Here is a 20,317-nt window from a genome sequence, read left to right as displayed (position 1 = left end):
GGCCGCGCCGCGGCCCCGGCGAGCCGCTCGGGGTCGGCGAGCCGCTCGGGGTCGGCGCAGTCGAGGACCGGCTCACCGATGCGTGACGCCACGACCGCCGGTCCGGGCAGTCACCCGGGGGCGCCCCCCTTCCGTACCGCGACGGTGACGTGGTCGACGCGCAGCGGGTGGCCCGGCTCGGTGGTGGGGCCGGGGGTCGCGCCGTCGGCCTGCGGCAGGCCGCCGCCGACGGCCACGTCGAGGATCAGGAACAGACCGTGGTCGATCGCCCGCCGCCAGGTACCGGCGGGCAGCTGCCGGGCCGTGACCCGGTGGTGGACCCTGCCGTCCAGGTACCAGCGCACCTCCTCGGCGCCGGGCGACCGGTCGACCTCCACGGCGTACGTGTGGAAGGCCGTGCGGCAGGTGGGGCAGGGCTGCGGGCCCGAGCCCAGGCCCGCCGGCTCCCGGCACGGGCCGCCGACGGCGACCCCGCAGTGCATGGTCCCGAAGACGGCGGCGCGGCCGTTGACGGACTCCATGACGTCCAGCTCGCCGACGGCCGGCCAACCGGTGTAGCCGTTGCGCAGCGGGGCGCCGAGGGTCCAGAACGCGGGCCAGTAGCCCGCCGCCTCCGGGCCGGTGACGTCCGGAAGGGCGAGCGACGCCTCCACGCGCAGGACCCCGCCGGACGGTGCCGCGAAGTCCGAGCGACGGGTCTCGATGCGTCCCGAACTCCAGCGGCCGTCCGTGCGGGTGGGGACGATCTCCAGGACGCCCCTGCCGTCGAGGCGCACGTTGTCGGTCGAGTCGGTCATCGTCTCGATCTCGCCCGTACCCCACTGCGGTGCCGGACAGCCCGGGTAGCAGGTCCCGATGTCGTGGATCCAGTTCGCGGCCGAGGGCGGGCTGCCCGCCGGGCCGTCGAAGTCGTCCCGTAGCAGGCGGACCCAGCCGTCCGGGCCGGGCCGCCCCGCGGCACCGGCACCCGGGCCGGTGCCGCCACCCGTGCCGGGTCCCGGCGGGGTGCCCGGCGTACCGGTCCTGCCCGCGGCCGGCAGCGCGCCGGACTCCGTCAGGAGCCGTTCCAGCCGGGGTGTCAGGACGACCGCCGCCGCGTTCGTCAGGTGGGAGTCGTCCCGGTACAGCAGGATGCGGTCCACCACCGCCGGGCAGGTCGGGCCGTTCCCCGGGCACAGCACCGGGTTGACGCTGATGCTGGACACGCCGGGGAGGGCGCCGGCCGCGATCCGGCGGGCCAGCGGATCGGGCTGCCGGGAGTCCGCCCGGCCGAACGCGCAGTCGCCCGGGGAGTCCGGGCTGCCCGAGACGCACGCCGGGATGTCCGTGCCCGGTACCGGGGTGTCCTCCACGTAGACGATCGGCGCGCCGAGCGCGCGCAGCGGGGCGAGCGTCGTCTCCCAGCCGGCCAGCAGGCGCCGCGGGTCGGCGGTGTACCGGTTGAGCGAGCCGATCACGATCAGTCGGGGCCGGGGTCCGGTGCGCAGCCGCTCCAGGGTGTCCGCGCGCCAGGTGTCGCACTCCCGGTAGCCGCGGCCCAGCTGCGGGTTGTCGACCGCGAGCTGCGGCAGCGGGCAGCCCTGCTTGACGAACTCCTGGAGCGCCCAGCCGCGGCGGGCGGCCAGGGCCAGCAGCGGCGAGAACCACTGGCCGGCGTGCGAGTCGCCGAGCAGCACGATCCGGTCGGGGCTGGTGACGTTGCCGAACAGGCACTGCGGGCTGCGGGTCACGGCCGGCGCGACCTCGCACGCGCCGTCCGGCGGGAAGTCCTTGCGGGCCTGTGCGGGTCCCGGCAGCACCGGGCCGTCGGCGAGGGGCACCCCCGGGGTGCGGGCCAGCAACGACGGGCCGGAGGTGGCGCCCGGCGGCAGCCCCGCGGGGTCGACCGGGGTGCCCGGACCCAGCAGCCGCACCGTCGTCGTGCCCACGACCAGCGCCAGCACGATCGGGAACACGACGGCCGAGACCCCGACCGACAGTCCGCGCCGCGGGTGCGCGGACACGGTGCGGCTGCGCCGCAGCGGTTGCTCGACCCAGCGCATCGTGGCGTACGCGGGCAGCACCGCGACCAGTGTCAGCGCGGCCTTCGCGGGCCAGCCCAGCGGGCCGCCGGGCGGGGCGCCGAGCGCTTCCCCGAACCGCGACTCGGCCAGCACCAGCACGGGCCAGTGCCACAGGTACAGGTTGTACGACAGGCGTCCGACGGCCCGCGGGGCCCGGCGTGCCAGGATCCGTGCGATGCCGAACCGCTCGTCGTGCGCGGGGCGTTCGTCGCGCCCGGGGACCGCCGCGAGGATCACGGCGGCTGCCCCCGCCGTCGGCACCAGCGCCGCGCGACCCGGGTACGGGGTCGCGGAGTCGTAGGCCGCCACGCACCACACGATCGCCGCGGCGCCGGCCCAGCCGCACAGGAGCCGCAGCGGCCGCGGGCCGCGCACGAGGTGCCAGGGCAGCAGCGCCAGCAGGGCACCGACGGCGAACTGCCAGGCCCGTGACGGGGTGCCGAGGTAGGCGAGCGATGCCGAGGTGTCGGTCCAGCGGACGGCGAGCGTGACCGACACCACGGCCAGCAGCGCGGCGGCCGGGGCGAGCAGCAGCCGGACGGCGCGCCCGCGGCGGGCGGCCCGCGGCGTGCCGAAGAGCAGCACGAGCAGGGCCGTCAGCGGTCCCCAGACCAGGTAGAACTGCTCCTCGACGGCGAGGGACCAGAAGTGCAGCAGCGGACTCTGGGCGAGTCCGGCGTCGAGGTAGTCGGTCCGCTGCGCCACGAACCGCCAGTTGGCCGCGGACAGGGCGCTCGCCAGGACGTCCCGTTCCAGGTCGGTGCGCTGGAGCGGCACGGTGAGCCAGGCGCCGGCCGCGGCGACCGTGGCGAGCACGACGGCGGCGGACGGCAGCAGCCGGCGGGCGCGGCGGGAGAAGAAGTCGCCGAGCCGGATCCGACCGGTGGCGATCGCCTCGCGGACCAGCAGGCCGGTGATCAGGTATCCGGAGATGACGAAGAAGACGTCCACGCCGACGAACCCGCCGGCCGTGCCGGGCAGTCCGGCGTGGAAGGCGAGCACGGAGAGCAGCGCGACCGCGCGCAGGCCCTCGATGTCGGGCCGGAACGCGGAGCGGTGCGGGCTCGGTCCCGACTCCGTTCCGGAACGTGGGCCGGGTGCCACGGGGAAAGCCATGGTCATGAGGCCTTTCGGTGATGCAGGATCGATTCTTCTCGATCGCCCGGAGGCGACCCGGCCGGTCTCAGCCCAGCCACGGGAGCATCGGGTTCACCCAGCCGGATGCCAGCAGCCCGGTGAGCACGAGGACCGCGGACGCGGCGACGGTCTCGGGCCAGCGGCGCGGCAGCATGCCCGTGCGCGGACGCAGTGCCGTCGACGTCCGGCCGACCACCGCGCGCCGCAGTCGGCCGACCGCCCCGGCCCCGGAGTCCGGATCCGGCTCGGCCCCGGAGTCCGGAACCGGCGCGGCAGCCCGGGACGCCCCGCGACGCAGCTCGACCGCCAGGTCGCGGATCAGCGGGCCGTTGATCTGGCACTGCACCACCAGGTAGAGCAACAGGCCCCAGTTCGGCTCCCAGCCGTTGCGGGCCACGGCCAGCGCGAGGCCGACCGCGGCAGCGCCGTTCGACACGACGAGCCAGAGCAGGGAGACGCCCACCACCCGGCGGGCCATGCCGCCGCGGGCGCCCTTGCCGCGCACCCCGGTGGGCACCCAGGCGGCGCTGCGCCCGCGCAGCGTGTGCAGGAACGCGGTCGCGGCCGCCACGCTGGTCAGGACGTTGGCGCGGATGACCTCCACCCGCCAGCGGGTGCGGCTGATCCGGGGCAGCAGCACGTGCCACAGCCACAGCGGTGCGAGCAGCGGCAGCACGTGCCAGGGGCGGATCTGGTCCGGGTACCGGAACATCATCACCAGCGGTGGCAGCGGGGCGGCGAAGGTGTTCACGGCGGTGGTGAGGTAGCCGACGACGCCCTCGTAGAAGCAGAGCCGCATCCGCCAGGGCGCGCGCATCCGCCGCAGTACCGGGGTGCCGATCAGGTGCAGGTTGCCCATGGCCCACCGGTACTGCTGGTTGACGAAGGCGGTGAGCTCGTCGGGCGAGGTGCCCTTGGCTACGAGCACCGGCACGTACAGGGTGCGGAACCCCCGGGCGTGCAGGGCGAGTCCGGTGTACAGGTCCTCGCTGTGGTCGAGCCGGGCGAAGCCGCCGGCGGCGTCGACGGCGGTCCGCCGGTAGACGGCGTTGCTGCCGCAGCAGATGGCGGCGTCGCTCGCGTCGCGGGACGGTTGGATCCAACGGAAGAACCACTCCTGGGCGGCGCCGGCGGCGCGCTCGATCCAGCCCATGGTCTCGTCGGTGTCGAACCACTGCGGGCTCTGCACGATGCCGACGCCGGGGTCGGCGAGGTACGGCACGAGGTGGTGCAGGAAGTCGGGCCGCGGGGCGAAGTCGGCGTCGAGGATGGCGATGAGGTCGGCGCTGCTGAGCGTGAGCGCGTGGTTGAGGTTGCCGGCCTTCTTGAGGTGCCCGCGGTCGGGGCGTACGACGTACTCGTAGCCGTACGAGCCCGCCAGAGCCGCGACTTCGGGCCGGTCGGCGTCGTCCAGGACCCACACGGTCAGCTCGCCGGGCCAGGCGACGGCCGCGACCGCGCGGTAGGCGTTGGCGAGGACCGGGAGCGGTTCGCCGCAGGTCGGCAGGTAGAGGTCGACGCTCGGCGCCCGGGCGGGCTGCCAGGCGTGGACGAGGACCTCGTGGGACCGCCGGGTCAGGCGGCGCTGGCGGAGGTTGTTGACGGAGGAGAGGACCAGGGCCACGAGGTTGAGCCCCAGGACCGCCAGGAACGCCCAGAGCGCGGGTGTGCGCAGGGCGAAGGTGAGCATGGTCGCCGCCGTGAAGACGAAGGCGAGCGAACTGCCGACGAGGACCCAGCGCCGTTGCGGGCCGAAGTACCAGTAGAGCTCGTCGTCGGACGGTGGTTGCGGAAGATGGTGCACGGTCACGAAGCCCCCCACGGCTGAATTGCTTGCACTGCCCTGCTGGAGCCCCACAGTAGCTTCAGAGGTATAGACCATTCGCCCTAGAAGGGGTCGGGAGCCAGAATCGGACACCGGTTTGGCGAGACCTGATCGGTCCCCACCTCTGCATGAAATGCGCAGGTCACAGCCGTGTGAACGGCGCACGAAGAAGGCGTCGTGCAAGGTGACGCGCCGGTGTACCGTCGGGCCCGCCGGCCGTCCCGCCGACGGATGATGTAATGGCCCTTACGCGCAGCGGCTCGTTACACAAGGGGGAAGCGTGGCTGAGGACCGGCTCATCGGTTCGGTGAAGCAGTGGATCGACGGTTGGACCGTCTCACGCGGCGCGGCCGACCCGGTCGAGGAACCGTGGGGGTGGACCGTCGCCGTCGGGCTGTCGAAGGAGGTCGCCCGGCACGTGGTGCCCGTGCCCGTGGAGGCCGATGTCCGCAGACTCGCCGCCGGCGCCCCGCCGGGCACCTGGCTCAAGCTCTTCGCCCCGGCCGAACGGGTGCGCCCCTGGGCGGGGGACGAGTGGGAGACGGGCATCGCCGGCTTCCTGATGACCCAGCCGCTCACCGCCGCCCCTGTCGCACGGCCGCCGGCCGGGTACACCGTGACGCGCTGGAGCAGGGGCGGGGTGCTCAAGGTCCTCGTCCGTGCCGAGGACGGGCGGCTGGCCGCAAGGGGCCAGGCGGGCTTGGCCGGCCGCACCGCGGTGGCGGACCAGATCGAGACCGCGCCGGACCAGCGGCGCAAGGGGCTGGGCTCCCTGGTGATGCGCACGCTGCAGAACGCCGCGTGGGAGGCGGGGGCGCGGGACGGGGTACTCGTGGGCACGCCCGACGGCAAGGCCCTGTACGAGGCTCTGGGCTGGACGCTCCGCTCCCCCATGACGAGCCTGAGCCGCCGGGCGGACTGACGGCGAACGGCAGGGCGGCCGGCGCGGGCGGCGGTTCGCCCCGGCCCCGCCGTCAGCAGTAGTCGGCGGTGTTCCGTACCGCGCCGAACCGCGGGAAGCTCCGCTCCACGGTGAACTCGTGCTCGTCCGCAGCCAGTCCGGACATCGCGTCGGCCACGAACTCCAGCTCGTAGCCGTGGTCGGAGGCCGCCCGTGCGGTGGATTCGACACCCATCGTGGTGACGAGCCCGGCGACCACCACGGTGTCCACACCGCGCTTGCGCAACTGCTCGTCCAGGTCGGTGCCGTAGAACGCTCCGACGGTTCTCTTGACCACCACGATGTCGCCGTCCTGCACCAGGTCGTCGGCGAAGCCGCTGCCCGGCGGCTGCTCGGCGACGTTCGGGCGCTCCACCCGGACCAGTACCACCGGCCGGCCGCCGGCCCGGAACGAGGCGGCCAACGCGCGGCAGCGCGCGAGCACTTCGTCACCGGAGTGCGGTGCCAGGGGGAGGGCGACGATGCGCGGCATCAGGTCGATGAGGATCAGTGCGGAAGTCATGGCCACGATCGTAGGGCCGTGGTCCGCCAGGGCCTCGATCCGGGCTCCGCCCCGGGCCACCGGCAGCGCCGGTGGCCCGCATCGAGGCCGCGATGCGCTCCGCGAGCATGAGCGTCGGCACGTGGGTGTTCGCCGACGGCACGTCCGGCATGATCGAGGCGTCGACCACCCGCAGGTTCGTCAGTCCGTGCACCCGGCCGGCCGGATCGACGACCGCCCCGGCGGCCGGGCTCGGGCCCATCGCACAGGTGCCCACCGGGTGGTGGTAGGTCCACACGTGGGCCCGGACGAACCGTTCGACCGCGGCGTCGCCGTCGTCGTCCGGCGCGCTCACCGTGCCGGCGGAGAGGTCGTCGAGCGGCTCCGCGCGCGCCACCCGCCAGGCCCGACGTACGGCCTCCACGAGCCGCGGCAGGTCGGCGGGGTGCGAGAAGTAGCCGAGGTCGATGCGCGGTGCCTCGAGCGGGTCCGGTGAGCGCAGCCGGATCCGGCCGCGCGACCGCGGTGTGAGGAGCGCGCCGCCGACGAAGAACGTCGCGCCGGTCGCCGCGCCGCCGGGGTCGTCGAACGGGCCACCGACGATCAGCTGCAGGTCCGGCGGCTCGGCGTGTGCATCGGCCTGCTCGCTGTGCAAGGTGGCGACGAGCTGGAAGCGACGGCGTGGGCGCTCCGCCCCCGCGTAGGCGACGTCGACGGAGACCGCGGGGTGATCGGCGAGACCGCGTCCCACACCGGGCAGGTCCAGCACCGGCTCGATGCCCGCCGCACGCAGCTCGTCTGCAGGGCCGAGCCCCGAGCGCAGGAGGATCGCCGGGCTCGAGTAGGTGCCGGATGCGACGATGACGTGATCGCCGAACACGTCCTCCCCGTCCGCCAGCCGCACCCCGACCGCGCGCCCCCGTTCGAGGACCACCCGGTCGACCGGCGCCCCACCGCGCACGGTGAGGTTGCGCCGCGCCCGGGCCGCCGCCAGGTACGTCGATGCCGCGCCGAGCCGTTCCCCGTCGACCTCGTTCACCGGCAGCGGGCCCACCCCCACGGCACCCGGAGCGTTGTGATCGGCGATCGCCGGCACTCCGGTGGCCTCGATCGCCGCCTGCCCGGCCGCGGCGACGGCGCTGCGTTCCTCGCCCGCGTACCGGCGGACGGGGAGTGGCCCGTGCCCGCCGTGGTGCGGCTCGTGGCCGAAGTCCAGGTCGTTCTCGACCGCGACGAACCAGGGCAGCACGTCTTCCCAGCCCCAACCGCGGTTCCCCCGGGCCGCCCAGGCGTCGAAGTCGTACGGCGAACCGCGCAGGGCGAAGGCCGCATTGGTGGTCGACGAGCCGCCGATCACCTTCCCGCGCGGCAGGGCGATCGCCCGGCCGACCGAGCCGGGCTCGCTCGACAGGCCCCAGTCGTGCGAGGCCGTGTGCGGTCCGGAGCCGTCCCGCAGCGCGGCGGGCAGTTCCACGTAGTCCGGCCCGGCCTCCAGCACGAGCACCCGCAGCGAGGGGTCCTCGCTCAGCCGCGCCGCCAGTACGCATCCGGCAGCCCCGCCACCCACGATCAGCAGGTCGTACCCGTCCGCCATGATCCGACCGTACGCCTCGCGGCCGTCACCGGAAAGGGCGAGGCGGCGGCGCGGGGGGATCAAGGGGTGGCGAAGTCGGCTCCGTACTGTTTGCGCGCCGCAGTCTTGATCTTGGCGATCGCCGTCCCGAAGCCGGCCCGGGACACCCCTCCCGGGTGGGTGTAGTCGTACGTGGCGGTGAGCTTGAAGGGTCTGACCACGAACGCGGGCGTGGGCGCGTCGCTCTTGTGCCCCGCCTTCCACGGTACGGAGCTGAAGTTGCGCCGCTTGAGGAAGCAGGAGTCCGTGAAGGACAGCGTCGAGTCGACCCACCGACCCGAGATCTTCGCGAACGCGGCCCGGGTCTCGGTGTCCGACTGGCCGTCGAGGGACAGGAGCAGGGCGGCCACCTGGCGCTCGGCCTCGGCGACGAAGGGTCCGCCCGCCTTCAGGGTGCGCTCGGCGACGAGTGTGCCGAGGTAGTTGGAGCACAGGTCCTCCGGCGAGAAGGAGGAGTTGTGCCGCCCGACCATCCACGGCCGGCCGCACGTGCCGGCCCCGAGGGGGTAGGTGACGATCTCGTGCCCCAGGGCGTCGTCGTAGGCGATGGACCGCGCCAGTTCCATCCACTCCGCGCGCGGAGCGTCGGAGGTCAGGACCGCCTCGCCGCCCTCCGCCGTGCTGATCCTGGTGCCCTTGCGACCACCGGCGTCGTGGATCTCCTGGTAGGCGAAGGCCGTGCCGTCGCAGGTGTCCCAGAGGTGGCCGAGGTCCACGAAGCCGGCCTTGCCCGTGTACACCGTCCTCGGGGTGGGGTCGGCGTGGTCGCCGAAGGTGCTCACACCCGCGAGCGAGCCCGACTCGAGCATGCAGCACGGCCGGGTCACCGGGCGGGGTGCGGACATGGGCGGGCTCGGCGGGGCGGTGACCGGGGTGAGTCCGGCATCGAGGGCCGCCCAGGTGTGCGGCCCGATCTCGCCGTCCTGCTCCCCGGGTCTGCCGGGGAAGGCCATCCGCTGGAACGCCAGCACCACGTCGTACGTGTGCTTCGCGAACTGGCAGTCGTCGACCAGGGGAGCGCCGGGGATGCCCGGCCGCCCGGCCGCCACCTCGTCGGCGTGGATCGCGTTGAGGCGGCGCTGCGCCGCGCGCACCGCCGTGTGCTCGGAACCGCGTTTCAGCAGCCGTGGGCGGGCGGCGGGAGGTACGGGCACGTCGGGGCAGGGCCCGACCGCCTCGCCGTACTCCGCCTCCGCCTGCGCCGGTGCCTGCGCCAGCAGGTCGCTCAGCCCACCGGGCCCGATCATGTTCGCCTCGCTCTCCGCCGCTTCCGTGCCGATGAACACGGCCAGTTGCGCAACGTCCTCCGGGGTGACCGGGGGCCGGCCGCAAGAGGCCCGCCAGGCCGCTCCCACCCGGAAGGCGGCGAGCAGCCCGGACTGCAACGCCCCCTCCATGTACCCGAAGAAGCCCGGCGAGGCCTGCTCGCCGGCGAAGAACAACCGTCCCGCGTAGGAGCCGCTCAGGTTCTTCGCCACCGTGGTGACCTGGTTCTTGCCGGGCACCGAGTAACCGGTTTTGACGAAGGGCTCCTTGGGCCAGTCGGCCATCAGGGTCTTCTTCAACTCGGCCGTGTAGCGCGGGTAGAGCAGCGGCAGCCGCGCCTCGTACCTCTTGGGGTCCAGGACGTAGCCGCCGCCGGAGTACACCGTCAGGCACCGGCCCGCGGACGGCGTGTGCTGGTTGTCGGTGCCCTCCCACACGCTGCCCAGCTGGTCCCAGAGCGCTGACGGGGCCAGCCCGTCCTTGGTCCAGATGTCGTCGTCGAAAGTGCTGAGGAACTTCACGCAGGGCCCGTGCTGCATCGTGTAGTCGGCCGGGACGAAGGGCGTGTGGCCGGTGACCGTCGGCCACACGGCCGGTGGGGCGGCCATGACCGCGTAGTCGAAGTCGGCGGTCCCGACCTTCCCGCCCGACAGGGAAGTGACGCGGATCCCGCCGGTCCGTGCCTCCACGGCGGTGACCTCGGTGTCGAGCCGGATGCCCGACAGGCTGCGCGCGAGCGCGGCCGCGAGCTTGTCGTTGCCGCCCCGGCAGCGATGGGTCTCGGTACGGGTCCAGTAGGCGAGCATGTCCCCGAGGAAGGAGTGGGCCTTCACGGCGGCCAGGAAGCCGAGGTAGCTCTGGTCCGCCACCGGCACGCACTGGTCGTTCTCCGTCACGAACTCGAAGAAGTGCCGGGCCGGAGAGGAGGCCAGGCCGAACATGTCCGTGTCGTCGAGCCGGTCCGACAGCGACATGGCGTCCAGTTTCGCCGCGTCCCGGCTCGTCCAGGGGCGCCGGGCGTCGACCGCACGGGCCTCGGCGCCGATCCTGCGCAGCACCGGCTGGAGGTCCGCCGCGAGCTTCTTCTGTTCGGGTTCCGTGAGGTCGAAGCTGCCGAACCGCATGCGCACCTTGAGCGGCGGCTTCATGCGGCCGTAGTCCTCCTTGCCGGTGATCTTCTCCAGGGTGAGGCCGAAGGCCTTGGCCAGGGCACGCCAGGCCACGTGGTTCTCACCGATCAGCTCCGCGCCCGCCTCGAGGACCTTGCCGGGGATCAGGGACCGGTCGGTGCGCACCCTGCCGCCGAGCACCTTGGTGGCCTCGAACAGGGTGACCTGGACGCCGGCCGCGGTCAGCCACCAGGCCGCCGTGAGACCGGCGAAACCGCCGCCGATCACTGCGACCTTCATCCTGGACGGGGCGCAGGGGTCGTCAGGGACGGTGAGCGGCGCCTTGAGGGCCGCTTCGAGCGCGGCCCAGGTCCTGGGGCCGACCTGCCCGTCGTGTTCCTTCGGCCGGTCGGGAAAGACCCGCCGCTGGAAGCCGAGGACGGCGGCGTACGTGCGGTCGCCGAAAGCGCAGTCCACGACCAGCGGGGCGTACGGCAACTCCGGGCGTCCGGCACGGAGTTCGCGCGCGTCGAAGGCGTTGAGGAGGCGTTGTGCGTCGCCCACCGCGGGGTGCCGCGACCCGGTCCGGAGCACGGCCGGCCGCGCGCCGGCGGCCACGGGCTCCCCGCAGCCGGGCACCGGGGCCGGGACGGCGGCTTCCGACATCGGCTCCGGTGCGCTTCGCACCATCGGATCGGGCTCCGGCTCCGGCACCGGCACGGGTGTGAGGTCGGCCGCGGGCGCGCGGACGGCGGCGACCGCGCGGTCGGTCCGCAGGTAGCCGCTGCCCACCCGGCGCGGGTCCACGCCCGGTCCGGGCGGTTCGCAAGCGGCCAGCAGCGCCCGGCGGGTCTCCTCGACGGCCAGCGGCCGGCCGGCCGCCTGGAACATCAGGGCCACGGTGCCGGTCACCGCGGGGGCGGCCATGGAGGTACCCGACATCCGCACGTACGCCGGGACCCCCGCGCCGTCGCGCGGCCGTGATCTGGCGCCGGTGACCATCACGCCCGGCGCCGCGAGGTCGGGCTTCTGGCGTCCGTCGCGGGTCGGACCGCTCGAGGAGAACGGCGCGGGCGGGCGCCCTTCGTCGTGGGCGTCGTACGCACCGACCGTGAGCGTGCGGAAGCCGTTGGCCAGGGTGCCGAGAGTGGTGCGGGTGTCGACGTCGGCGTCATCGAAGCGCGCCTGGCAGCTGCGGCAGCCGCCGTCGCGCTCGATCCAGGCGTGCACCCGGCCGTCGACCACGTCGTCGGCGCGCAGGGTGACGTCCCAGCCGGTCACGTCGGGGGCGGGGTCCAGGAAGAGGGCGATCTGGTGATCGCCGTTGTTGGGGTCGCAGGCCCGGTGGTGGATGCGCCCGGTATCCCGGCCGCCGATCCGTACCACGCCGCGGCCGCCCAGCGGTACCGACTGCCGGTGGGCGCCGTCCGCCGTGGCCACGGTGACGGTCAGCCGGTCGCGGCCGGGATACCAGATGTCGACCTGGTTGGCAGTCCGGTCGCCGGGGTCCACCTCGACGCGGAAGGTCCGCTCCTCCCCCGGGTGCAGCCGCCAGGAGGCGTGCGTCCGGCGCTGGAAGTAGTTGCCGCAACTCAGCACGATCGCACGGCCCTTGACCGTGCCGACCAGGTGGTCGAGGGCCTGGTCCAGCAGTTGGCGGCCGGTGTGCTCGCCCGCGTGCCGGCCCAGGCTCAGGTTGATGACGCACGGGCGGTCCCCCGCCGTCTCGAAGATCATCGCGCAGGCGTCGAGGATGTCGCCGGAACTGCCCAGTGGCACGCCCCCCGTTCCGGCCTGCCCGGGCAGGCTGACTGCCACGATCCCGGCCTCCGGCGCGAGGCCCGGCGGCCCCCCGGCCAGGCCGCCGCCGGCTGCGATGCTCAGCGTGTGGGTGCCGTGCGCGCCGAACCCGTGGTCGAAGTCGGCGGGGTGGTACCCCAGGGCCCGGTAGGGGTCGGGCCGGCGCAGGGCGGCGTCGAGGTGGGCGGAGGTGAACAGCCGCCCGGTGCCGCTCGGGCCGGGCAGGCCCGGGATCCGGCCGTGATCCCCGGGATCCCCGGGGTGGGCCGGGTACCCGGGGTGGGCCGGGTACCCGGGGTGGGCCGGGTACCCGGGGTGGGCCGGGTACCCGGGGTTCCAGGCCGGGTACCCCCGCGTGGGGGCGGGGTCCCGGTGGTCCACCGGACGCTGGTCCCAGAGCGCCAGCAGCCGTGAAGTCCCGTCCGGACGGCGGAAGTCGGGGTGCGCGAAGTCGATGCCCCAGTCGGCGATGCCGATGACGACCCCGCGGCCGGTCTCGGCCGGCCGCGGTCTGCGGTGCCGGTACTCCGCCGATTCGTCCCCCGCCGGGGCCGCGTGGTACGGGTCGTCGTGCTCCGGTGCCTCGACGTCCGGGGCGTACAGGTGCGACGCCTTGACGCTGAGGGTCCCGGGGTCGGCCCACAGGTCCGGGATGTCCCCGCGGCGCACCCGGACCGTGGCGATGTCGCCGAAGGTGTTGACGACCCGCACCGACGCGGGTGGCCGCTGCGGGTCCCGTAGCCGCACGATGACGCCGACCTCGTCGTCGGGGCCGTGGCGGGCCAACTCGTACAGCGCCGGATCCATCCTCGGCCGCTCCGATCGCTAGAACTTTTCCGATCCCTAGGGCTTGCCCGGGGGGGCAGGGGGGCGGGACGGTACGCCGCCCTTGAGCTCGCCGATCTTCTTGAGCAGGTCCTCGTGGCGCTTCTTCGCGTCGGCCTCGGTCTCGAGTGCCTTGACCGCGTCGGTCAGCTCCTCCAGCCGGCGGTCGAGGTCGACGGGGCCGGGCGCCGGGGAGATCGTGTGCACGGTCACCGTCGAACCCGCCTCGACGATCTCACCGGCAGGAGGGTCGAGGCGGAAGACGGTGTCCTTGACGCCCTCGGTGATGATCTCGTGGAACCGGGCCACCAGTCCGAGTGCCCGCAGCCGTTGCTCGGCGTCGGTGCGCTTGCGTCCCATCAGTTCGGGGACGCCCACCTGCCCACTGCTCCGACCCGTGGCGGGTCCGAAGTCCAACGTGTCCATCCGTGCCTCACTTCTTGGTCAGCATCGACAGCAGGAGCAGGTTCGTCATCATGTCGCCGCCGAGGCCGCCCTTGCCGGCGTCGCCCCCGCTCATGCCGGGCATGAGCAGCAGCAGCGGCATGAGGGTGGCGAACTGGTTCTGCGACTGGGTGACCACCTTGACCGGCTTGCTGCCGACGGAGGCGTCCACCGACTCCTGGGTGAGCATCGGCAGGAGCAGGGTGAGCATCTTGGTCTGCTGGAGATCCGCCCGGATCGCGTCCGAGCCCTTCTTGCGCTCCTCGGCCTCCTTGCGGACGGTCGCGGCCAGCCGGTTCTGCCCGGCGGTGAGCGAATCGGTGCGTGACTCCAGGGACTTGACCGCGTTGCCCAGGGTCTCGATCTTGCTGTCCAGGTTGCGGACGCTGCTCTGCACCTGGCCCTGGCTCGCGGGCGTCGGGGCGTGTCTCGGCGTGAAGCTGCTGCGCCGGGAGGGGGTTCGCATGCTGCGGCGGCTCGGGGAGCTCTCGTCGAACTCGTCGAAGTCGAGGCCGTCCAGCAGGGTGTCGAGGTCGTCGTACCCGCTCATGGGTGGGTCCTTTCGCGCGGGGGCGGTGGTTCGGTGGGACGGGTGGGAGGTACCCGCCGGTGCAGTCGGGCGTGCACGACGACCGCGGGGCGTACCAGGCGGGCGAAGAGGGCCGGCTCCGGGGTGGTGAAGCCAGGCGCACCCCGCCCGCGGCACCACCGGCAGGTGTGCTCCGTGCCGAAGCAGGCGGGGCAGGCGCCGAGCGCGGCCGCCAGGTCGTCCAGCAGCTCGTACGCGGTGTCCCGTTGGGCGGTGAGCTCGGCGACGTGGCGGCGGACCGCCGCGGCACGCTCCTCGCGGCCGGCGAGCCGCCGGGCGTCCTCGGCCTCCCGCAGCTCGGCCTCCTCGGCCTCCGCCAGTTCGCGCTGCAACCGCGCCTCGCGCTCGCTGAGCAGCTGGGCCAGGTGGGCCGCCGGGCTGTCCGGGCCGATCTGCCCGTCGGCGGCCGTGTCCCCCGAGAAGTGGCGCTGCAGCATCTCGAGCATCTGCGGCGACACGGTCACCGGGTGCGGACCAGATCGTGGAACCGGGCCTCGAAGTCCTCGGCGTCCGTCAGCGTCTCGTCGTACGCCCCGTCATCGCCGGACTGGTCGTAGGGGGACAGGTGGTAGTAGTCGGACTCGTCGTACTCGTGGTCCGACTCGGACTCGGACTCGTCGAAGTCGGGATCGTCGAAGGGGAAGTCGTCGTAGCCCGGGTCCGCGAAAGGCGACCCGGCGTGGCCGGAGGCGTCGCCGCCGCCGTGTGAGCCGGTGTTGCCGGCGCGGGCGAAGCGCGTGGTCCGCGCGTGGCCCCGGCAGCCGCACCCGCCGCCCGATGCCGAGTCCCCGGGGCCGTTCGCCTCGGACTCGGCGAGCAGGCGCAGGAGACCGCCCGCCCGGTCCTCGCCCTCGGCCTCCTCGGCCCGGCCGACGGACTCCGTCCACTCCGCACCGGCCTGCCGGGCCAGTGCGCCGAGCAGGCCCGCGAAGGTTCCGGCCTGCACCGGAACACCCTGCTGCCCCACGGGCACAGGAGCCGCGCTGCCGGAGGCGAGCGCGGTCAGCGCCCCGATCAGCTCGGGCCGGCCGAGCAGGGCCAACAGCGCGGAGGTGGCGGGGCCCCCGCCCGCGGAGGCGGTCGGGCCCCCACCGCTGGTGGCCGTCCCCGGGAGACCGGGGGGCGTTCCGCCACGGCCGGTGAGCATGCCCGCGGCGCCCAGGGCACTACCGATGCCGGCGCCGACGCCGCGGGCCTCGCGGCCCCCGTACCGCTGGAGCGCCGACGACGTACCGCCGAGCAACGCGCCGCCGAGCGCCCCGAAGGGGCCGAGGGCACTGCCTGCCGCGGCGCCCCGGAGGATGCCCGGACCGGCGGCCGAGGCGACTCTGCCGACCTGCCTGGCCGCCTTCTCCAGGGTCCTGCCGAGGCCGCCGAAGAACTCCTCGTACTCGGCGGGCGTGCTCTCGCCGAACGCGTCGGCGAAGGCCTCCTCCAACTCCTGGTCGGAGAGCCCGGAGTACCGGGGGTCGAGAACCTCGCGCAGCTGCGGGTAGTAGGTGCCCGCGTAGGATTCCGTCATACGGACCTCCGTTCGCACCGGCCTGCGCGACAGGCCGCGTTCCCAAGGGAGCACGCGGCCGATGCGCGGTGCCACCGGACACGCCGCGCACCCCCCGGCACGCCGCGCAAGGCCGCATCCGACCGGGCTACGGCACCCCTCGGCACACCGGTCCGGTCGCCGACCGTGCGCTTCATGGGCCGCGGGGCGCCGAGGGGGCACGGCGCGCGGCGCCGTGACGGGCCGTCGCGCTACTCGTGGCCGATGTGGCCTCGGGCGTCCCCGCACCACTGCGGCGGGTTCACCCCCGCCCGGGGGACCGGGCGGGTCCCCGGCCGGGCGGGGACGCGGGCGGCCGGGGCGGTCTCCACGCGCGCCTGGCGGCCCTCGGCCAGGAACGTGCACGTCTCGGCCGCGGAGCGGGCGGACGTCTTCCCGGGCTTCGCCGCGGGTTCGCCCGCCGGGCCGGTCTCACGTGAGAAGCATCCAGACACCGAGCGGCGGTGTCTCCCGAAGGTCGCGGGCCGCCGTGGAGCTGGTGGATCAGGGCGAGGAGCATGCGCCCGCGGTCGTGGGGCAGGAGGGGTCGGGGCCGGCCGGATTCGAACCGGCGTCCTCATGGTTTTGGAGACCACGCGCGTCGACCTCTGCGCTACGGCCCCGCCCGCCACCGCATCCTAGGTGCCGCTACACGTCCTGCGTCCCTCGGGTCACCGCGCGGGCGACCCGTTGCCGGACGGCGCCCGCCGACCAGCCCCGATCGACGACTCAACTACGCAGGTGGGAAGCTCCGTTCAGGTCCAGGATCGCGCCCGAGGACCATTCGGCCGCCGGGGAGGCGAGCCAGAGGACGGCCGCGGCGATCTCCGACGGGTCGGCCACCCGGCCGAACGGGCTCTGTGCGCGGATGGCCGCGCCTTCAGGGCCTTCCAGACGCGGGGCGACGCGTTCCGTCTCGAAGAAACCGGGGGCGACCGAGGCGACGGCGATGCCGTACGGGGCCAGGGAGACCGCGAGGGACTGGCCGAGCGCGTGGACGGCGGCCTTCGTCGCCCCGTAGGCGGGGTGGTCGGGCTCGCCCCGGAACGCTCCCCGGGAGCCGATGTTGACGATGCGGCCGCCGGTGCCCTGGTCGATCATCCGCCGGGCCGCGAGGTGGCTGAGGTGCGCGGTGGCGAGCAGGTTCACGGACACGTGCCGCTGCCACACCGCCACCCACTCCTCGTACGGGGTCTCCGGCAGGGGGTGGCGCACGTTGACCCCCGCGTTGTTGACCAGGACGTCGATGCCGCCGAGGGCGTCGGCTGCCGCGTCCACCACGGAGGCCGCCGCCACGGGGTCGGCGAGGTCCCCGCCGACGAGGGTGTGGCCGCTCCCGGCAAGGGAGGCGAGGGTGCCGCGGGCTTCCTCGGTTCGGGAGCCGTAGTGGACGGCGACCGTGTCGCCGTTGGCCGCGAACGCCTCGGCGAGCGCGCGGCCCAGGCCCCGCGAGGCGCCGCTGACGAGGACTCGTCGGCCCGATGCGAGCAGGTTCAATGGTTCCTCCATGCAGCGGTCCGCTCCTCTCGCTCGCGGAGGGGCGGACGTCGTCCGGGAAGACGACCCTAAAGTCGATCAAGATGTGATGCCATCGGCGGGGGGCGTGCCGGCCTGCGCGGTGCCGGCAACGCCCTCCCAACGACCCGCGCGCGCTGCCTTCCGGTCCACGGCCTGTACATCCCCGAATCCAGGGGGCCGCAGCGATGCCGATCCCGCCCACCATGAGAGGGAGACCGGAACGTACGCGGTCGGCTCGCACGGCGAGGCCGGAGCATCCTCCCCCATCGAGCCCCCGGCGCACACGGCCGGCCTTCCGGAGATCCCCGTACGGGCATGGCGTGCGGACACCGACACGTCTCTCCCGGGATCCCCTCCTCACCGAAGGGAACGGACATGACCACCCACAGCAATCTGCATGAACCCGTGACCGGGAACACGGCGAGCGGCAGCGCGATGAAGGCCGGGCCCGAGCAGGCGATCCCGTCCACGGGCGCAGGCGGGGGCAGGGCACTGCTGAATCCGGAGCTGGCCGCCATGACCTTCGACCTCGTGGGCCGTGGTGTCTTCGACAGGGTTCTGACGGTGCCCGGCTTCGGAGGAGCGTTCAGCTTCGTGCTCGCCGGCGTCACGGAGTTCAGCCCCGGCAGCGGCGAGCCCATCATGGGCGACGCGGTCATCAGCCTGCACAACGTGGTGCCCCTGGACGGAGGACGCGTGCACGTCCGCGTGGAGTCGCGCTGGCCCGAGGACCTCTCCATCAGGGTCCAGCTCCTGTACTTCGTCTGAACCCGCTCACCGACCGGGACCGATCCGGCCCCCTCGACCACCAGGTCGAGGGGGCCGGATCGCGCCAGGAGTGTCTGGTGAAACCCGGGGTGGGGGTCGGGCCGCGGGTGGGGCGCGGGGGCGGGTGCGTCCCGCCGGCGACCGCCGCGTCCGGGTCACAGGGTGAGCAGGGCTCGGCCGGCGGCCTTGGGGTCGGCGAGGGGTCTGAGGGCGAGGCGTACGAGGGCGAGGGGGTTGTCGTCGCCGGCGATGCGGTTGGCGCTGAGCTCGCCGCAGGAGGCGCACTGGTGGACGATCAACCACTCGCCGTCGGGGCGGACGGACATGGCCAGGGCCTCCATCCGGCCGTGGCAGTCCGCGTCGCGATCGCCGGGGATCTTCCGGTCGACGTGCAGGCTGGCGAGGCAGTTCGGGCAGTGGTTGCGGTGCGCGGTGCCGGGAGCGTCCAGGGACACGTCGAGACGGCAGGACGTGCACCGGAAGCCGTCGGCCCGGTGCCCGCCCTGGGCGTGCAGGACGTCCTTGTGGCGCTGCGGACGGCGTCGGCGCTGAGCACGACCGCTGTGGTTGTTGCGTGCCATGGCGGTGGTCCTTTCCGTCGGGCGGTCAGATGGTTCCGAACGCTTCGAGCGGGAAAGGGGGTTGGGCCAGCGGGCGGACGGCCATGCGCATCAGGATGAGCTGGTTGTCGTCCGTGCAGATCGGGTTGGAGGTGAGTTCGTCGCAGCGCACGCAGCGGTGGATCACCCTCCAGTCACCGGTGCGGAGCACGGCGATGGCGATCGGGGACATCCGGCCCTCGCAGTCGCTCGGGCCGCCCTCGACGTGGTCGAGGACGTGCCGGGAGTGCAGGCAGGACGGGCAGTGGTTGCGCGGCGCGCCGTCGGCGGCGTACGTGGACACGGTCAGACCGCACCACGCGCAGGCGAAGGTGCTGAGGCCGAGAGTGTTGTTGTTGGTGGTGTGGCTGGACACCCGGGTGCTCCTTGCTGGAAACGGTCACGACAGCAAGAGCAGGCCGAGTGGCCTCGTCAGAAGGCTGCCCGACAACGCCGCCGGACGGCGGACGGGCAGGTCAGAGCACCGGAGGACACGTCCGGCAGCCGCCCGGAGAAGCGGGCAGCGGAAGGCGACGGACGGTTACGCGGTACGGCGAGGCGCACTCGGCGCGGGCCGGGTCATCAAACACCCTTTTCCAGGGCACACAGGCCCAGAACGAATCAGAACGACCCCGTCAGGCTAACAAGACGCCTCCCGGCGCCGCCAACGCATTATCGAGGAACGGCCCTGCCGGCGGGGCGGGCCGTACCCGTCACGATCAGTGCTCGCAGAGGGAGAATTCCCGTTCGAGGCAACTCTGGTCATCCCTACGGTCGGCGAGCAGTGCCGGAAGAATAGCCGAGCGCACACGCCGACCGTGGGCCGCGACCCTGAACGGCGAGCTCCGCCGAGCGGGGTCGTCAGTGGGCGGGCGGGGTCGCCGGCGGGGCGAAGTGGAGGGGGTGCGACACCGAGTGCGGGCCGCGGACGCGGGTGCCGAACACGACCACCTCGCAGCCCGGGGCGACGCGGCAGTCGACCGTGCGACGGTCGATGGCGGTGAAGGCCGCCGAGAGCGCGACCGTCTCGTCCAGCCGCCCCCGGTCGGTGGTGGCCGGCGGGCGGCCCCGGCTGCGGCAGCCGGTGGTCTCCGTGGAGCCGGCGGCGCACTCCATGACCACCGAGTGGTACTGCGGCTCGTAGCCGCGCCCGGTGACGTGCACGGACTGGCCGTCCACCAGTCCCTCGAACGGATCCACCCTGACGGTGGGGGCCGCCTCCAGCGCGCCGCGGGGCCGGAAGCCCAGGGTGACGGTCGTGAGGACGGCGCCGGCGTTGTCGGTCAGGGCCAGCCGGCAGGGCTGCGCCGCGGTGGCGGTGCGGCAGTCGAAGGTGCCCGCGCCGGTGGCGAGTTGCGCGTACAGCTTCTTCGGCGAGGGCGACAGGGTGCCGTCCGGCAGTACGCGGAACTGCCGTCCGGTGTCCTCGTCGCAGGCCCCCGCCACCGTGTCGGGGGCGCACATCTCGACCCATACGTAGGCCCTGGGCGGACCGCCCTTCACCGTGAACTCGACGATGTCCCCGTCGAGCAGCCCACTCGTCCGCTGCACCACCAGTTGCGGCGCCGCGGGCACCGCCTCCGCCGCCCCGCCCGCGGCCAGCCCGACCCAGGCCAGGGCCGCCACGAGCCCGGCCCGTCCGAGTACCCTCCACAGCCCCATCGCCGCCCCCTTCCGCCGTGCCGTCGGGTCGAGGGGGATCCTCCTGTCCCCCGGCTCCCCCGGCAAGGACGCGAATCAGCCGTCCCGCGACGGCCCT

Annotated in this window: 15 protein-coding genes and 1 tRNA gene; 2 read left to right on the top strand and 14 right to left on the bottom strand. The window is 74.0% G+C overall.

Annotation, left to right across the window (positions count from 1 at the left end; genetic code table 11):
* Positions 1 to 110: 110 nt before the first annotated feature.
* A complete protein-coding gene (locus tag ACIQCH_RS01095) occupies positions 111 to 3,179 on the bottom strand; it encodes an acyltransferase family protein (RefSeq protein WP_402576893.1) in 3,069 nt (1,022 codons plus the stop codon).
* Positions 3,180 to 3,246: 67 nt separating this feature from the next.
* Positions 3,247 to 5,010 (bottom strand): glycosyltransferase family 2 protein, encoded by a 1,764-nt coding sequence (locus ACIQCH_RS01090; RefSeq protein WP_402576572.1) that lies wholly within the window; start codon positions 5,008 to 5,010, stop codon positions 3,247 to 3,249.
* A gap of 295 nt (positions 5,011 to 5,305) precedes the next feature.
* Here ACIQCH_RS01090 and ACIQCH_RS01085 point away from each other — a divergent pair, with 295 nt between their 5' ends.
* Positions 5,306 to 5,947 carry a GNAT family N-acetyltransferase gene (locus ACIQCH_RS01085; protein ID WP_402576570.1) on the top strand — a complete coding sequence of 214 codons (642 nt, stop codon included), beginning with the start codon at positions 5,306 to 5,308 and terminating at the stop codon, positions 5,945 to 5,947.
* 52 nt (positions 5,948 to 5,999) lie between these two features.
* Here ACIQCH_RS01085 and ACIQCH_RS01080 read toward each other — a convergent pair whose 3' ends face one another.
* The 9 genes from ACIQCH_RS01080 to ACIQCH_RS01040 all read right to left on the bottom strand — a co-directional run bounded on the left by ACIQCH_RS01080 (position 6,000) and on the right by ACIQCH_RS01040 (position 17,182).
* Positions 6,000 to 6,488 (bottom strand): isochorismatase family protein, encoded by a 489-nt coding sequence (locus ACIQCH_RS01080; RefSeq protein ID WP_402576568.1) that lies wholly within the window; start codon positions 6,486 to 6,488, stop codon positions 6,000 to 6,002.
* Positions 6,415 to 8,061, bottom strand: coding sequence for a GMC family oxidoreductase (locus ACIQCH_RS01075; RefSeq protein WP_402576566.1), 1,647 nt, complete (start codon positions 8,059 to 8,061; stop codon positions 6,415 to 6,417). Before ACIQCH_RS01075 ends, ACIQCH_RS01080 begins: the two co-directional genes overlap by 74 nt.
* 59 nt (positions 8,062 to 8,120) lie before the next feature.
* Positions 8,121 to 13,082: an FAD-dependent oxidoreductase gene (locus ACIQCH_RS01070; RefSeq protein ID WP_402576564.1), complete on the bottom strand. Its 4,962-nt coding sequence runs from the start codon at positions 13,080 to 13,082 to the stop codon at positions 8,121 to 8,123.
* A gap of 36 nt (positions 13,083 to 13,118) precedes the next feature.
* Positions 13,119 to 13,526, bottom strand: a complete 408-nt coding sequence (locus ACIQCH_RS01065) for a PASTA domain-containing protein (protein ID WP_402576562.1) — start codon at positions 13,524 to 13,526, stop codon at positions 13,119 to 13,121.
* 7 nt (positions 13,527 to 13,533) lie between these two features.
* Positions 13,534 to 14,094, bottom strand: coding sequence for a hypothetical protein (locus ACIQCH_RS01060; protein WP_402576560.1), 561 nt, complete (start codon positions 14,092 to 14,094; stop codon positions 13,534 to 13,536).
* Positions 14,091 to 14,579, bottom strand: a complete 489-nt coding sequence (locus ACIQCH_RS01055; RefSeq protein ID WP_402576558.1) for a hypothetical protein — start codon at positions 14,577 to 14,579, stop codon at positions 14,091 to 14,093. Before ACIQCH_RS01055 ends, ACIQCH_RS01060 begins: the two co-directional genes overlap by 4 nt.
* Before the next feature lie 14 nt (positions 14,580 to 14,593).
* Complete coding sequence (locus ACIQCH_RS01050; protein ID WP_402576556.1) at positions 14,594 to 15,655, bottom strand: hypothetical protein; 1,062 nt, start codon at positions 15,653 to 15,655, stop codon at positions 14,594 to 14,596.
* A 566-nt stretch (positions 15,656 to 16,221) separates the two neighbouring features.
* Positions 16,222 to 16,296 (bottom strand) — tRNA-Trp (locus tag ACIQCH_RS01045).
* A 106-nt stretch (positions 16,297 to 16,402) separates the two neighbouring features.
* Complete coding sequence (locus ACIQCH_RS01040; protein ID WP_402576554.1) at positions 16,403 to 17,182, bottom strand: SDR family NAD(P)-dependent oxidoreductase; 780 nt, start codon at positions 17,180 to 17,182, stop codon at positions 16,403 to 16,405.
* Positions 17,183 to 17,596: 414 nt separating this feature from the next.
* Here ACIQCH_RS01040 and ACIQCH_RS01035 point away from each other — a divergent pair, with 414 nt between their 5' ends.
* Positions 17,597 to 17,959 (top strand): hypothetical protein, encoded by a 363-nt coding sequence (locus ACIQCH_RS01035; RefSeq protein ID WP_402576552.1) that lies wholly within the window; start codon positions 17,597 to 17,599, stop codon positions 17,957 to 17,959.
* A gap of 155 nt (positions 17,960 to 18,114) precedes the next feature.
* Here the strand turns inward: ACIQCH_RS01035 and ACIQCH_RS01030 are convergent, their stop codons facing one another.
* The 3 genes from ACIQCH_RS01030 to ACIQCH_RS01020 all read right to left on the bottom strand — a co-directional run bounded on the left by ACIQCH_RS01030 (position 18,115) and on the right by ACIQCH_RS01020 (position 20,220).
* Positions 18,115 to 18,540 carry an RNHCP domain-containing protein gene (locus tag ACIQCH_RS01030; RefSeq protein WP_402576550.1) on the bottom strand — a complete coding sequence of 142 codons (426 nt, stop codon included), beginning with the start codon at positions 18,538 to 18,540 and terminating at the stop codon, positions 18,115 to 18,117.
* Between the two features lie 25 nt (positions 18,541 to 18,565).
* Positions 18,566 to 18,934 (bottom strand): RNHCP domain-containing protein, encoded by a 369-nt coding sequence (locus ACIQCH_RS01025; protein WP_402576548.1) that lies wholly within the window; start codon positions 18,932 to 18,934, stop codon positions 18,566 to 18,568.
* 485 nt (positions 18,935 to 19,419) lie between these two features.
* A complete protein-coding gene (locus tag ACIQCH_RS01020) occupies positions 19,420 to 20,220 on the bottom strand; it encodes a neocarzinostatin apoprotein domain-containing protein (protein WP_402576546.1) in 801 nt (266 codons plus the stop codon).
* Positions 20,221 to 20,317: the final 97 nt, after the last annotated feature.

This window comes from Streptomyces sp. NPDC093225 (assembly GCF_044753805.1).
Taxonomy (GTDB): Bacteria; Actinomycetota; Actinomycetes; order Streptomycetales; family Streptomycetaceae; genus Streptomyces.
This window is presented reverse-complemented; position numbering and strand designations above follow the sequence as displayed.